16 protein-coding genes are annotated in these 14,098 nt (G+C 55.7%); all 16 read left to right on the forward strand.

What is annotated here, in order from left to right; all coding sequences use genetic code 11:
- Positions 1–523 precede the first annotated feature (523 nt).
- Positions 524–964 (forward strand): prepilin-type N-terminal cleavage/methylation domain-containing protein, encoded by a 441-nt coding sequence (locus tag QWT68_RS15595; protein WP_040286350.1) that lies wholly within the window; start codon positions 524–526, stop codon positions 962–964.
- Between the two features lie 13 nt (positions 965–977).
- A complete protein-coding gene (locus tag QWT68_RS04060) occupies positions 978–1,199 on the forward strand; it encodes a hypothetical protein (RefSeq protein WP_290149732.1) in 222 nt (73 codons plus the stop codon).
- A 263-nt stretch (positions 1,200–1,462) separates the two neighbouring features.
- Positions 1,463–2,383: a hypothetical protein gene (locus QWT68_RS04065; protein ID WP_290149734.1), complete on the forward strand. Its 921-nt coding sequence runs from the start codon at positions 1,463–1,465 to the stop codon at positions 2,381–2,383.
- Between the two features lie 85 nt (positions 2,384–2,468).
- Positions 2,469–2,708, forward strand: coding sequence for a hypothetical protein (locus QWT68_RS04070; protein WP_290149737.1), 240 nt, complete (start codon positions 2,469–2,471; stop codon positions 2,706–2,708).
- A gap of 29 nt (positions 2,709–2,737) precedes the next feature.
- The gene (locus QWT68_RS04075; protein WP_290149740.1) at positions 2,738–4,198 is read left to right on the forward strand and encodes a G5 domain-containing protein; all 1,461 of its coding nucleotides are present in this window, start codon (positions 2,738–2,740) and stop codon (positions 4,196–4,198) included.
- A 39-nt stretch (positions 4,199–4,237) separates the two neighbouring features.
- A complete protein-coding gene (locus QWT68_RS04080) occupies positions 4,238–5,899 on the forward strand; it encodes a GspE/PulE family protein (protein ID WP_290149742.1) in 1,662 nt (553 codons plus the stop codon).
- A gap of 15 nt (positions 5,900–5,914) precedes the next feature.
- A complete protein-coding gene (locus QWT68_RS04085; RefSeq protein ID WP_290150450.1) occupies positions 5,915–6,952 on the forward strand; it encodes a type IV pilus twitching motility protein PilT in 1,038 nt (345 codons plus the stop codon).
- A gap of 2 nt (positions 6,953–6,954) precedes the next feature.
- On the forward strand, positions 6,955–8,166 hold the full coding sequence (locus QWT68_RS04090; protein WP_290149744.1) for a type II secretion system F family protein: 1,212 nt from the start codon (positions 6,955–6,957) through the stop codon (positions 8,164–8,166).
- Between the two features lie 122 nt (positions 8,167–8,288).
- Positions 8,289–8,741: a type II secretion system protein gene (locus QWT68_RS04095; protein WP_040286357.1), complete on the forward strand. Its 453-nt coding sequence runs from the start codon at positions 8,289–8,291 to the stop codon at positions 8,739–8,741.
- A gap of 11 nt (positions 8,742–8,752) precedes the next feature.
- Entirely contained in the window at positions 8,753–9,730 is a 978-nt protein-coding gene (pilM, locus tag QWT68_RS04100; protein WP_290149748.1) for a type IV pilus biogenesis protein PilM, read from the forward strand.
- Positions 9,714–10,451, forward strand: coding sequence for a fimbrial assembly protein (locus tag QWT68_RS04105; RefSeq protein WP_290149749.1), 738 nt, complete (start codon positions 9,714–9,716; stop codon positions 10,449–10,451). The genes pilM and QWT68_RS04105 overlap by 17 nt, the downstream gene beginning before the upstream one ends.
- On the forward strand, positions 10,435–11,151 hold the full coding sequence (locus tag QWT68_RS04110) for a hypothetical protein (RefSeq protein WP_290149751.1): 717 nt from the start codon (positions 10,435–10,437) through the stop codon (positions 11,149–11,151). Before QWT68_RS04105 ends, QWT68_RS04110 begins: the two co-directional genes overlap by 17 nt.
- Positions 11,148–11,903, forward strand: coding sequence for a prepilin peptidase (locus QWT68_RS04115; protein ID WP_290149753.1), 756 nt, complete (start codon positions 11,148–11,150; stop codon positions 11,901–11,903). Before QWT68_RS04110 ends, QWT68_RS04115 begins: the two co-directional genes overlap by 4 nt.
- Before the next feature lie 85 nt (positions 11,904–11,988).
- Positions 11,989–12,654: a hypothetical protein gene (locus QWT68_RS04120; protein WP_290149754.1), complete on the forward strand. Its 666-nt coding sequence runs from the start codon at positions 11,989–11,991 to the stop codon at positions 12,652–12,654.
- A gap of 96 nt (positions 12,655–12,750) precedes the next feature.
- On the forward strand, positions 12,751–13,356 hold the full coding sequence (locus tag QWT68_RS04125; protein ID WP_290149756.1) for a Maf family protein: 606 nt from the start codon (positions 12,751–12,753) through the stop codon (positions 13,354–13,356).
- Entirely contained in the window at positions 13,353–14,051 is a 699-nt protein-coding gene (radC, locus tag QWT68_RS04130) for a RadC family protein (RefSeq protein WP_290149758.1), read from the forward strand. The genes QWT68_RS04125 and radC overlap by 4 nt, the downstream gene beginning before the upstream one ends.
- Positions 14,052–14,098 lie beyond the last annotated feature (47 nt).

Consider the following 14,098-nt stretch of genomic DNA (forward strand, 5'->3'; position numbering starts at 1 on the left):
TTTGTAGTATCCCTATATTGAACTTGCATCCCCAGTCCGGTATGCTGTAGATAGGAAAAAGGACCGAAACGGGGTGATGTCATGACAGCGAAAAGCCAGAAAAACCATGAAGCAGGACTTACCTTAGTGGAAATCTTGCATCGCTCGTCATCCTGGGCATCGTGTTTGTTGCTTTCATGACCATCTTCCCGCAAATGACATTGTTCAACAGCCGCACGGAAGCGAAGCTCGAGACGATGAATGAGGCGCGGGTCATTTTGGAAGAGTACCGGGAAGAAAAGTGGAAAGAGAAAACACTTGCTCCTTCGAGATTTACAGCTCAGTGAGACTGGTGGAAAGAGACTGAGCCGAAAAATCCGAATGCAACGATATTAATAAAAAAGCTGCCGGATGAAGGACCGCCCCTCGGCCAGGAGCTGAAACCCGGCATGACCAGATTGCACAAAATCACAATAGAAGTGAACGATAAAGGAAAATTGAGCAGCCGTTCATTCGGCTATATACAAGTCAAGTAGAGGTGAGCATGCTGAAAACTCATAAGGATGAATCCGGCGTAACCCTCGTTGAATTGCTAGCTGTCCTTGTTCTGATATCGCTGGTGACTGGGATTATCTGGACAGCCATTAATATAAGTGTACGGCATAGCGCAGTAGAAACTACTAAACTTCAGCTGCAGCAGGACGCCAACCTGATTATCACCCGGCTGCAGCAAGAACACCGGACGAGAACCTGTTACAGACTGACAGTAGAGTCCTCTGAAGTATCCATCTCCAATTGTGAAGGACAGGATTCCTTTAAATTGGTGCTCGGCAATAGTTACCGGTACAGCAGCTCAGCAGTGAAATCTGAGTATGTACCAAAAAAGAATAACGTCGATAATTTCACCCTGACTGTTCAGGATCCGGAAAATAGAAATCTGGCAGTGGATGTAACAACGTCTATAACTCGATATAAAACAGAGTGAAGGAGGGTGACAGGTGAAACGGACGAAAAACGAAGAAGGATACGCGCTGCTGCTTGTCCTGTTTCTCGTTGTCCTGATTTCAATCCTTGGTGCTGTTTTCATGCGAGCCAGTATCAGTAATGCTAAGCAGGAACAAATCACTTACAGAAACCAGCTGACTTATGTCGCTGCTGAAACTGGTGTCGATTATGTTAAAACCTTTTCGCCAACCAGTACTACGACAAGAAGGATGTAATTGAAACGCAAGTAAAGACATTCCTCGAGAACAGACTTACAACTCCGAATGGTAGAAAGCGACAGCCAAACGAAGCTGATTATACAGCTGCCCGGCAAGAAGGCGCACGACTCCTGGAACTAGCACTGAAGGGTGTTAACGAAAAACGGATCAACAATGCGTCGGTATCTATTGACAACCAGTACAGTTTCAAAGTGAACCCCGATAAGCTGCCAGAGATTTCGCTGCAGACGGATGGCGTTACCATCAAGGTGGCTGGCGGTGTGATAGGAGAGAAGACATCGGACGGCACGATAAGATACCTGACGTTCGAGCAGCAGTTCCGTGTTCCTTCATTTGATCCAGCAGATTCAAGTGTCACAGGCAGCGGCGGAGGGGACTGGGTATACCCAGGAGACAGTACCATTGCAGCGTGCGCAGACAAGACGAAAATTGAAAACAAAAAATGCAAATCAACTGTGACACCCAGCAGGATCAGTGAAATCGACGATTCGACCGTTTACTTTCCGTATGAGTTTTCAACTCTGAATAGACAGAAGCTGGACATTGAAGATTCCAAGGTCTATTTCAAAGGCAGTATGACGGTTGGCGGCAACGAACTTGAAATCGAAGACTCTATTGTCACTTCTGAAGGGTCTGTGAGTGTCACAAAAGACATCGACATCGAAGATTCCCACTTCTATGTAAAAGGTTCCGTCACGTCCGATAAAGATATTGAAACCGAAGACTCTATCGTAAACATAGGCTCCAATTTATATGCTAAAAAAGAGCTTGAAATTGAAGACTCCACTGTGAAGATAGGCGGTTATCTGAAAGCTGATGAAGACATTGAAATCGAAGACTCCACTGTCGAGGTGGCAGGCGAATTAATCGCTGGGAAGGAATTCGAACTGGAAGACTCGAAAATGATTGTCCGAGGAAGTGCTGCGCTTCGGGGAAACACAGAAATCGAGGATTCCTACTTATATATCGGCGGAGCCCTCCACAGCAGCGGAAACAAACTGGAGGTCAAAGACAAATCGAAGGTGTGTGTCGCCGGCTCGCTTCAAATCGATAACAAGCCCGAAATCTCGTCATCCAGCTATATTTACTATAAAGGGGCGTTTGCCTACTATGAAGGCGGGACTCCGAGCAGCCGTATCCAATGCTGTCAGACGCCGATTTTTCAACGAAGTGTCCTGTGACCGCTGCCCCTCCTGCAGAAAGCGGCATCAAGTGGCCATCACCTTCACTTGATGTTGAGTATTAATAATAATCCCGGAGGTACCTATGATTCCATATCTGTTACTATTGGCAGCTGCACTGCTCTCCGCAGGGCTTATCTATTATTTGATACGGATCAACCGACTGCCGCTGATTACCCTTTGGATCGTCCTGCTAGCAACATCCACCGCATTCCTCGCGATGCTCGTCGCGCAGACGATGTCCATCTGTTACGCGCTGCTCGTTATTATCGGTCTGTCGTTCGCGACAGCGGTGCTGCTGGCGAAACGGCAGGAAAGTCATTAAGTTCAGTTTGTTGAATGGAGGTTCGGTTCGTGGGCAATCGAAGGATCATCAATTATTTCATCAGTATCGCTGGCGTGTCACTGTTGCTGTTCGGTATTGCTTCCACCGGTTCGTTTGCGGCGGATCAATTTTTGTTCGGCAAGCGGTTCGGCGCTCATACATATGCCGGGCCGTTCGATCTGTCGAACCGGACGAGCCGCGACGCAGAGATCAAGCTGACGTCCGATCTGCTTGGTATGCAGGACAACCTGCAGGCGGACCTCGTCTACCAAGATGCAAAGATTCCGCTGCCTGCGGAACTCGTCACCTATGATTCATCTGCAACAGTGGACCGGGCACAAACGGAAGCGGAGAACCCGCTCGTGGCCTCAGTCAGTGAAGACGGCCTCCGTGCGCTGCTTGCCCAGGAACTGCCGATGCTGCAGTTCAGCGATTCGGAAGTGGCTTCGATTGCACAGGGGATCAGCGATAAATTATCATCCGGCATCATGCCGCAGTCCGTCCAGCTGACGGAGTATTTGGAAACCACACAGCCTGCCGTCACGGTTGCGTCTGCAGACGTGCCGACAGACGGGTTCTCCCAACAGATGCTGGATGTGCTCGACGCGCTCGATGGTGTGCAGCTTGAGCCGAAAGAGCCATTCTCGCTGCTAGCTTTCATCGAGGAAACGGAAACGGGCCTGCTTTCCGATGACAAGATGACCATTCTCGCTTCGGCTTTGTATGAAGCCGCCCTTCGTACAAATTTCTGGGTGGAGGAACGGACGATCCGGACGGAACTTCTCGACGGAGTCAAGCCGGGATTCGAAGCGGCGATCGACCGTCAGCTCGGGCTCGACTTCGTGCTGACCAATCCGAACCAGACTTCTTACGCAATCCGCTCGAATTGGAGCGGCGGTGCACTGCATGTCGAATATGCCGGTCTCCCGCTCCGTTATGCATACGAACCGTATGTCGCTGAAACGAACAAGTACGAGCCGAAGACGACCGTTCATTATAATAAAGACCTGGCGGCTGGCCGCGTCGATCTGCTGACGGAAGGCCGTGACGGCTCCGAAGTGATCGTCCAGCGCAAAATCCTGGAAGATGGCGGACTCCTGACCGTGGAGCCGGTGTCCGAAGACTTCTACCCTCCGGTCTCCCGTGTCGAGGAGCATGCGCTTGCGCGTCCTGAGACGGAGACACCTGATTCGGGTGGAACCGATACAGGAACGCCGGGCTCCTCGGCGGACGGCGGCTCATCCAGTCCCAACGATTCGTCGCCAGATGGGAATTCATCTGACGGATCGGGCACTGATAATACGCAAAATAATGAGCCCGGCAAACCGGGCACCGATGGTAACAACGATGGGAACTCCGGCAGCCCAGGAAATAGGAAGCCGTCTTCCGGCAATCCAGATGACCAAGTCGGAAGCATCAATGGCAAGCCTTCTGCGAAACCGCAAGGCGACGGCCATATTTACGACAAAGGCGGAAACCTCATCAAGTGACACCCTAACAAGTGAACGTACGTCTGGAGGAAACTACCCATGGCAGCACCCCGTAAACGGCTCGGCGATCTGCTCGTCGAGTCGGGTTTGATCACCACTACACAGCTTGACACGGCGCTTGCCGAGAAACCGCGGGATCAGCGTCTTGGTGATGCGCTGCTTTCCCGCGGGTTCATCACAGAGCAGCAGCTGATCGAAGTGCTTGAATTCCAGCTCGGGATTCCGCACATCAACCTGTTCCGCTATCCGTTTGATCCGAAATTGTTCAACATCGTGCCGAAGGAGTTCGCAAAGCGCAACCTGCTCGTGCCGCTGAAGACGGACGGCGACCGGCTGTTTGTCGCGATGAGCGACCCGATGGACTACCTGACCGTCGAGGATCTTCGCCTGTCAACAGGATTCCATATCGAGACGGCGATCGCCTCGAAAGACGATATTCTGCGGACGATTTCCAAGTATTATGATAATGAATCGTTCGAGGACATCTTCATCGACCAGCCGGAAGAGACGGCGACCCAGCAGCAGCAGGAACTGACGGACCTCGATTCGCCGGTCGTCCGTCTCGTCAACCAGCTCATGGTGTCCGCGGTCACGCAGAAGGCGAGTGACATCCACCTCGATCCCCAGGAGAACGAACTGCTCATCCGGTTCCGTCTCGACGGGATGCTGAAGACGGAGCGGGTGCTGCCGAAGCATATGCAGGGAATGCTGACGGCACGCATCAAAATCCTCGCAAACCTCGACATCACCGAACAGCGGCTGCCGCAGGACGGGCGCATCAAGACGACGATCGATTTCCGGCCGATCGATCTGCGAGTGTCCACCCTGCCGACCATATTAGGTGAAAAGATCGTCATGCGGATCCTGGACTTGAGCAGCTCCCTCAGCGACTTGAAGAAACTCGGGTTCAGCCCTCTCAATCTCGACCGGTTCCTGAATGAAATCACGCGCCCGAATGGCATCGTGCTCATCTCCGGGCCGACGGGATCCGGGAAATCGTCGACGCTGTACGCGGCGCTCAACAAACTGAATGCCGAAGAAGTGAACATCATCACCGTCGAGGACCCGGTCGAGTACCAGCTGTCCGGCGTCAATCAAATCCAGGTGAATCAGAACGTCGGCCTGACGTTTGCGACCGGCCTCCGTTCGATCCTCCGGCAGGACCCCGATATCGTCATGGTCGGTGAGATCCGGGACCGCGATACAGTGGAAATCGCCATCCGCGCGTCACTCACCGGGCACCTTGTCCTCAGCACCATCCATACGAACGATTCCGTTGCATCCATCACGCGATTGCTCGATATGGGTGTCGAGCCGTTCCTCGTGACAGCGTCGCTGAACGCGGTCGTTGCACAGCGGCTTATCCGGAAAGTGTGCCGGGACTGCGGGCGCAAGATGCCGGCGACTGAGCGTGAAAAAGAGATTTTCGCTAAACGCGGCATGACGATCGACCAGGTGAACCGCGGACCGGGCTGCGCGGCCTGTAACATGACGGGCTACCGCGGCCGGGTCGCGATCCATGAGGTATTGATCATCGACGACGCCATGCGGGACTTGATCAACAGCCATGCGACACCTGCAAAGATGCGGGATGCGGCCGTCGACAGCGGCACCGTATTCCTCGTTGACGACGGACTGGAAAAAGTGAAACAGGGCATGACGACGACGGAAGAAGTGCTCCGCGTCGCCTTGCCGGAGTAAGGGGGAATCCATATGATGAAAGACCAGATCAATGACGTTCTGGCAAAAGCAGTGGAACTGCATGCATCAGATATCCACCTGACAATCGGATCGCCGCCCGTCTTCCGGATCAACGGCGACCTGAAACGCTATGGAACCGAGCCGATCGATGAACAGTATACGAAGGGTGCTGTGCAGGCGACGGTGCCGGATAAGCTGTTCCCTGAATTCCGTGAGCATGGACAGGTCGATTACTCGTATGACGTGCCCGGGGTCGCGCGCTTCCGGGTGAATGCGTTCCAGCAGCGGGGCGTGACTTCACTCGCGTTCCGGACGATCCCGACGGACATTCCGACGATCGAGTCGCTGCACATGCCGGGCATCCTGAAAACGCTCGCTGAGACGAAACAGGGGCTCATCCTCGTGACCGGTCCGACGGGTTCCGGGAAATCGACGACCCTTGCGTCAATGATCGACTACTTGAACCAGACATCCCGCAAGCATATTCTGACACTTGAAGATCCGATCGAATACATGCACAGCCACGCAGCGAGCATCATCGACCAGCGGGAAGTCGGCTTCGATGCCGCAACATTCGCGGACGGGCTTCGGGCGGCCCTCCGGCAGGATCCGGATGTGATCCTCGTCGGGGAAATGCGCGATCTCGAGACGATTTCGACCGCAATCACTGCGGCGGAAACGGGGCACCTGGTGCTTGCGACGCTCCACACATGGAGCGCCGCATCGACGATCGACCGGATCATCGACGTGTTCCCGCACGGCCAGCAGGCGCAGATCCGCGTCCAGCTGGCGGGTGTCCTGACGGCTGTCCTGTCGCAGCGGCTCCTGCCGACATCCGACCGGCAGGGGCGCAGGGCAGCCACCGAGCTGATGATCAACAATCCGGCGGTCGCGAACTTGATCCGCTCCGAAAAAGTCCATCAAATCCCGAACGTCATCCAGACAAACCGGGCGGCGGGCATGCATATGATGAATACATCGGTGAAAGAACTGCTCGATAAGGGACTCATTTCGTACGACACAGCTGAGCCATACTTGCAGGAGGAGTCCTGATCATGGCGCGTTTCAAGTACGAAGGGCGGGATGCCCGATCCGTCCGCACGGGCACCATCATCGCGGATAACAAACGGGATGCCGCCCTCAAGCTGAAACGGGACGGCATCCGGGTGAAGAACCTGACCGAACAGGCGGAGACGACGCTGACGAAGGAGATCCATCTCGGCAAGCCGGTCAAGCGCCAGCATTTCATAATGTTCCTAAGGCAGTTCTCGACACTGCTGCGGGCAGGGGTGACGATCGTCGAGGCGATCCGCATCCTCTCCCTCCAGGTGGAAGGCAAGCAGTTCAAGAAGATCCTGACGGAAGTGAATGAAGACTTGCGGACCGGTGGCGCACTGTCCGATTCTTTCGCAAAGCATCCGAAAGCGTTCGAGCCGCTCGTCATCAACATGATCAAAGCCGGGGAGCTGTCGGGTACACTCGACGACTCGCTCGACCGTCTCGCTGTCCATTACGAGAAAGCGTACAAGACTCGCCAGAAAGTCATGTCAGCGTTGTCCTACCCGGTCGTCGTCGGCATCGTCGCGGTCGGGGTTGTCATCTTCCTCCTGACTTTCGTCGTGCCGATGTTCGTCGACCTGTTCGCCAGTGTCGGCGGGGAACTGCCGCTGCTGACGCGCTTCGTCATGACATCGAGTGACTTCGCACTGTCCTACTGGTATGTCATCGTCATGGCGGTTGCGGCAGTCGGCGTCGGCTTCTATCTGCTTCGTTCCAATCCGAAAGGCCGGATGATGACCGATACGTTGCTGCTGCGGCTTCCTGTGTTCGGCGACATTGCCAAGAAATCTGTGCTCGCCACACTGACGCGCACGCTCAGCTCGCTGTTCTCAAGTTCCGTGCCGATCCTGCAGTCGCTTGCGATGACGGAACGCGTCGTCAGCAACGAAGTCGTGAAGAAAGTGCTCGTCCGCTCGCGCGAATCGCTCGAACGCGGCGGTTCGCTCACCGAGCCGATGGAAGGCCACTGGGCATTCCCGCCGCTCATCCCGCATATGATTGCGATCGGCGAACAGACTGGTTCGCTCGATTCGATGCTCGCGAAAGTCGCCGATTTCTACGAAAGCGAAGTGGATGCCTCGACGGAACGGCTGAAAGCGCTCATCGAACCGATCATGATCGTCCTGCTTGCTGGATTAGTCGGGACTATTGTACTTGCAATTCTGCTGCCGATGTTCGATCTATTTAATCAAATCGATAACTTATAGACTATTGGAATCACCGATCAGCAAGTTTTTTAGAAATTCCATAGAGTAATAGATAGACTTCTCTGGAACTTTTGATATACTGACAATAAGAACAAAAGCAAGTACACTAAGGAGGAGAACACATGAAGGAGTTTCTTCAGAAGAAAATCAAGAACGAAAAGGGCCTGACCCTCGTCGAATTGCTCGCAGTCATTGTCATTTTGGGTATTATCGCAGCGATTGCTGTGCCGTCGATTGGGAATATCATACAAAACTCCCGTGAAAAAGCAGTTTTAGCTGATGCCACAAATGCAATAGAAGCAGCTAATCTATTCTTCGCTGAACATCCTGATAAGACAACTGTATCTTTAAAGACTGCTAGTACAGAAGGCGGCTATAAGTTAGAGCCAGAGTATTTACAAGAAAGTTCGCTAACTTCTGCAACTGTAAACAAGAAAGACGATAACTCATTAACTATTACTTTTTCAGGTGAGGCGGGTAAGAAGACTGTCTCAGCTACTGATGCTACCAAGAAAGACTTGAGTGAGAAAACTGATGTAATTAAAATCGGAACAACCAGTAAACCAAGCAAGTAAGGAGCCAACCCATGCAAATCCCATTCACCCGCCCGAAGCGGCCGGTCTCGATGACAATTGAAGAAGACGCGGTCCGCTATGTGAAGCTGAAGGCGGGGGAGGACCTGGTCGTCGAAGAAGCGGTCGACGTGCCGCTTGCGCCGAATATCGTGCATGACGGCCGGGTCGTGGATCCTGCAGGGCTGGTGTCCGTGCTTGACGGGCTGGCGAAGGAGTGGGGCATTGCCAAACGCGGTGTCCAGTTCCTCGCGCCCGATACATATGTGATGATCCGGAAAGTGCCGTATCCGGAGGACGTGCTGGATGATGAACTGAAGGGGCACTTTTTCATAGAAATCGGGTCATCGATCTATTTGCCGTTCGATGATCCGGTTTTTGACGTGGTGCCGTATTTGCCGAATACCACATCCAACGAAGCGATCTTGATCGCCTCGAAGGAAAGCGTGCTGCATGGCTACGAGGAGGCATTCGCGTCCGCGAAGTTCGATCCGCTCGTCGCGGACATCGCACCGCTCGCCCTCTACCGGCTCGCCCACCGGCAGCATCAGTTCACGGGGGACGAGCACGTGATGCTCGCAGATCTGACCGCCGGCAAGCTCGTCGTGTCGATCTTCCACGAACATTACCCGCTGTTCATGCGGCCGGTCGATCTTGAAAGTGCCGCAGATATCAATGTAGCATCGCCGGACCTTCCGGCGTCGAGTTCGCTGCTGTCGCCCCAGGCGATCGTGCAGGAACTCGAGAAACTCGTCAATTTCTACCGCTACAATATGTGGAATGGCACTGCGACGATCACCCATGTGCTTGTCAACGGCCTCTATGCCGATCTCGATGACCTGCTGGCGCTTGCGTCCGGCCGGCTCCATGTTGCGGCGAGTCCGCTGCTGCCCGAACCGCTGCTGTTTGCATCCGGCGGGGCGGTGCCGTCATCGTTCAACCGGACGATCGGACTTGCACTGAAAGAGGTGTCCCATGCTAGTCGACATTAACTTACTGCCGGAAAAGGAGAGGGAACGTTCCGGTTTCCTGGTTGCCGCGCTGGGCGTCATCGGCGCGGCTCTTCTTGTCTGGCTCGTGTTTTTTCTCCTTGCCCGGAGTCTGACCGCCGACACGGAACGCCTTGACGATCAGCTGATCCACCTTCAGGCGACCCAGGCGGAATTGTCCGGCCGTCTGAACCGTTCGGACAGCGCTCAGGCGCATGATGAACTGGCGGCAAGCGTCGAGTGGGCGGAAAATTACCGCTATGAGACCGCTCCGCTGCTTGAGGACCTGACCGCCCAGCTGCCGCGGCGCGGATTTTTCCGGTCGTTCGCGTTCGCCGCGCCCCACCAGGCGACGGTCGAAGTGCAGTTTGACGATAAAACCGAAGCGGCGTACTACCTGACGCGCATCCAGGCGTCCGAAGCGATTCAGACCGCGTCCCTTGAATCGGTCGAAACCGAGGAAATCGAGGATACGGCCGATACAACGGACGGCGGCACAGCCGTCATCCGCCGCTTCCTGCCGCGGTATATCGCCACCTATACGATTTTCTTCAACGATCCGCGCGGGACGCTCGACGGAGCAGCGCCTGCCGTGCCGGAAGAAACGCCGCCTGCGACCGATGCACCGCCTGAAACCGATGACCCGGCAGCGGATGGAACAGTGCCGGACGCTGAACCGCCGGCCGATACGGAACAGGAGGGATCCGATGCGGAGTCTGACTAAACGGCAGAAGGACCTCGCCGTCCTCATCCTGTCGATCATCTTTTTCCTGCTGCTGGCAGCGTACAGCTGGTATCAGCTATATGCGCCGGCACGGGAGGCCAATGAACAGGCGGTCAGCTCACTCGCCGACCAGCGCGAGGTCCTGTTCGAACTGCAGCGTCAAGTCGCGGCCCAGCCGGAAGAGGTCTCGTCCAATTCGCGGCCTCTCCAGCAGAAAGTGCCTGTGCTGCCGCTCGAGGAACAGCTCCTCGTCCAGCTGGAGAAGGCGGAAGTGAAGTCACGTGCGGACATCCGGGACGTGCAGTTCATAAAAGGGGAGGCAGGGACGGAACTGACGGACCCTGCAGCGGAGTCTTCCGAGACCGTGGACGCCCCGGAGCCTTCTCCCGAGACGGCCATCCAGGTGATGACGGTCGACGTCGAGCTGACGGCTTCTGATTACAGTCAGGTCGACCGGTTCATCCGCGAAATCGAAAAAATGGAGCGCATCTTCATTGTCCAGTCGATCGAGCTGACGCCGCCTGAGGAGCAGCGGGAAGTCGAAGAGGAGACGGTGCCGCTCGAATTGACCCTGTCGTTCCAGGCGTTCTACCGCCCGGATCTCACGGAACTGTTCAGCGAGACGCCGAAACTTGATGCACCTGACCCGGCCGGCAAGGACGATCCGACCGCCCGCCAGGATGAGGAGGACGCCGAATGACGATTGTCTGGGCAGTCTTGTTCTTCATCTACGGGACGGTGTTCGGCTCGTTCTATAACGTGGTCGGCTTACGCGTCCCGAAAAAGGAGTCGGTTGTCACCCCGCCGTCGCATTGCACCGTATGCGACCGCCGGCTGACACTGCCGGATCTCGTCCCTGTACTGTCGTTCGTGTTCCTGCGCGGCAGATGCCGGGGATGCGGCACGAGGATCAATCCGATCTATCCGTTCATGGAGTTCGTGACCGGCCTGCTGTTTGCGTGGGCGTTCCTGCATTTCGGTTTCACGGCGGAACTCACCGTTGCACTCGTTTTCCTGTCGATGCTCGTCATCATCACGGTGTCCGATATCGCATATATGCTTATTCCGAATAAAGTGCTGCTGCCGGCGGGGATCGTGCTTGCAGTCCTCCGTCTTGTCAGTCCGCTGAGCCCTTGGTGGGACAGCCTGCTCGGTGCATTGATCGGCTTCGGCGTGCTGTTCCTGATCGCCGTCGTGTCGAAAGGCGGCATGGGGGGCGGCGACATCAAGCTGTTCTTCGTGCTCGGTCTCGTGCTCGGCACGGAACTCACGCTGCTCACACTGTTCCTCGCAGCGCTGATCGGTTCGATTGTCGGTATCATCCATCTCAGGAGGACGGGACAGGGACGGAAGACGCCGGTGCCGTTCGGTCCGTCGATCGCTGTCGCCGCCGTCATCTGCTATTTTGCAGGGGATGCGCTTGTCGGATGGTATCTTTCGCTGTTAGCTTGAGTCGAACAATTCTTCAGAACAAGACGACAGGAGTCTTGTTCTTTTTTGCGTCCGCCCTGCTACGATGGAACGAGGGGGGATTGCGATGAATTTCAAAAAAAAGTATTCGAAACTGACGATCATGCTCGCGCTCGGACAAGGGGTGCTGCTCGGCATCATCGCCGTTGCGGTCGTCGGCTTCATTCTCATGAAGACGGATGCGCCGGATGCTGCCGCGACACCAGAACCGAATGTACCGGCAAACGGTCCGGCGGCGGCCGATCCGAAATTGGAGGCCAAAGCGGGGGAAGTGCCGGCACTCGGTGCACCTGTTGCGATGTATGCACGCCAGCACGGGGTGTTCTCGTCGAAGGGATCTGCAGCGGCCTTCATAGCCGACAGCCAGGTGCCGGCCGCAGCGGTCGTCCGTTCGGACAGCCAGTACTTCGTCTGGAGTGCGCTCGGTCCGACTGAACAGGACGCGGATCCGGCAGGCAGTGAAGGGGCATTCCGCAAGTCGCTCTCCGTCACGCCGCTCGCCTGCACAGGCGGGGGAGGTGAGCTTGTCCAGGCGGTCCTGAAAGCGGGAAAAGTTTCCGAAATCCAAGATTTGGTGAATGTGCGGAAACAGTCGGCGGAAGGCGGGAAAAAGGATCCGCTTGCCGAGAAATTGGCCGCCATCACGGCGTTCACCGGCGATCTTAACATCATCCGCATGCATGTGATCGCCCATTTTGCGGAGAGCGGCGATTGTGTCAAACTTCAGTTTTGACGCTCAAAACCATGCCAAAACGCCATTATCCGGATTCCGAGACAATTTTCTTCTTCTCCCCTGTGTCGTATGATGAGGCAAAGGAGGCGTTACCCTATGTTGTTTGAAACGAATGAAACGATCATCCTCGCATCATCCTCGCCGCGGAGGAAGGAACTGCTCGCACGGCTCGGCATCCCGTTCACCGTCATGCCGAGCGGAGCGGAGGAACCGCCGATCGAAACGTCCGAAACTCCGGAAACTTATGCAGAGCGGCTGTCGTCCCTAAAAGCGTCTGCGCTTGTAAAAGACCATCCGGGAACCGTTATCATCGGTGCCGATACGGTGGTCGCGCTGGACGGGAAGGTGTACCCGAAGCCGGGATCCGCTGCCGAGGCGGAGCGGTTCCTGAACGAGCTGTCGGGACGGACTCACAGTGTCATAACCGGCGTGACGATCATGCGGGACGAAGAGATCGTACGTTTCTCAGCTGTCACGGCCGTCACATTCCGTGACCTCGATGAAGACCTTATCGGAGCCTACGCAGCATCCGGGGATCCGCTCGACAAAGCGGGCGGCTACGGCATCCAGACGGCGGGCGGCCTGTTCGTCGAATCGATCCGCGGCGATTACGACAATGTCGTCGGCCTGCCGATCGCTGAACTCGCGAGTGTACTCCGCAGCAGGGGACTCATCCGGGTGCAGAAGGAGGCGCTCCCATGACGGCGGAGTATAAGGATTCCCTCATGATCCGCGACATCCATTTCGCGGACCGGCCGCGGGAGCGGATGACGCGCCAGGGGGCGGCAAGCCTGTCGAACCAGGAACTTGTCGCGATCCTGCTCAGGACAGGCTCACGGACCGAATCGGTGCTCGTGCTGGCGAACAAGCTGCTGTCGGAATTCGACCGCATCCAGGATCTGCGGGATGTGACGATCGAGGAATTGACTGCCGTCAAAGGGATCGGGGACGCAAAAGCCGTGCAGATCATGGCTGCCGCGGAACTCGGCAAGCGGATCTATTCCATGCCGCACGAAAGCCGCTATGCGATCAAGTCGCCTGAAGATGCCGCTGCGTATCTGATGACGGATATGTCGAAACTGAACCAGGAGCATTTCGTCGTCCTGTTCCTGAATGTCAAGAACGAAGTGCTGCATAAGCAGACGATCTTCATCGGCAGCCTGAACTCGTCCATCGTCCATCCGCGGGAGATCTTCCGCGAGGCGGTGAAACGGTCGGCTGCGTCGCTCGTCGTCGCACATAACCATCCTTCCGGTAACGCGACGCCGTCACCGGAGGATATCGAGGTGACGAAGCGGCTGACGGAAGCGGGTGAGCTGATGGGCATCGATCTTCTTGACCATATCATCATCGGCGATCACCGCTATATTTCCCTGAAAGAGAAAGGATACATGTGACACTGTGAATTTGTTCGCCTTTCCGTTATACTATGGTGTATGCTTTT

Source organism: Sporosarcina trichiuri (assembly GCF_030406775.1).
Classification (GTDB): domain Bacteria; phylum Bacillota; class Bacilli; order Bacillales_A; family Planococcaceae; genus Sporosarcina; species Sporosarcina trichiuri.

What these genes read in the sequence shown, in the direction of transcription:
- QWT68_RS04110 (WP_290149751.1), top strand. Translation starts at nt 10,435, where the DNA reads ATGCGGAGTCTGACTAAACGGCAGAAGGACCTCGCCGTCCTCATCCTG.
- QWT68_RS04085 (WP_290150450.1), top strand. Translation starts at nt 5,915, where the DNA reads ATGAAAGACCAGATCAATGACGTTCTGGCAAAAGCAGTGGAACTGCAT.
- QWT68_RS04115 (WP_290149753.1), top strand. Translation starts at nt 11,148, where the DNA reads ATGACGATTGTCTGGGCAGTCTTGTTCTTCATCTACGGGACGGTGTTC.
- QWT68_RS04095 (WP_040286357.1), top strand. Translation starts at nt 8,289, where the DNA reads ATGAAGGAGTTTCTTCAGAAGAAAATCAAGAACGAAAAGGGCCTGACC.
- pilM (WP_290149748.1), top strand. Translation starts at nt 8,753, where the DNA reads ATGCAAATCCCATTCACCCGCCCGAAGCGGCCGGTCTCGATGACAATT.
- QWT68_RS04105 (WP_290149749.1), top strand. Translation starts at nt 9,714, where the DNA reads ATGCTAGTCGACATTAACTTACTGCCGGAAAAGGAGAGGGAACGTTCC.
- QWT68_RS04070 (WP_290149737.1), top strand. Translation starts at nt 2,469, where the DNA reads ATGATTCCATATCTGTTACTATTGGCAGCTGCACTGCTCTCCGCAGGG.
- QWT68_RS15595 (WP_040286350.1), top strand. Translation starts at nt 524, where the DNA reads ATGCTGAAAACTCATAAGGATGAATCCGGCGTAACCCTCGTTGAATTG.
- QWT68_RS04125 (WP_290149756.1), top strand. Translation starts at nt 12,751, where the DNA reads ATGTTGTTTGAAACGAATGAAACGATCATCCTCGCATCATCCTCGCCG.
- QWT68_RS04120 (WP_290149754.1), top strand. Translation starts at nt 11,989, where the DNA reads ATGAATTTCAAAAAAAAGTATTCGAAACTGACGATCATGCTCGCGCTC.
- QWT68_RS04090 (WP_290149744.1), top strand. Translation starts at nt 6,955, where the DNA reads ATGGCGCGTTTCAAGTACGAAGGGCGGGATGCCCGATCCGTCCGCACG.
- radC (WP_290149758.1), top strand. Translation starts at nt 13,353, where the DNA reads ATGACGGCGGAGTATAAGGATTCCCTCATGATCCGCGACATCCATTTC.
- QWT68_RS04080 (WP_290149742.1), top strand. Translation starts at nt 4,238, where the DNA reads ATGGCAGCACCCCGTAAACGGCTCGGCGATCTGCTCGTCGAGTCGGGT.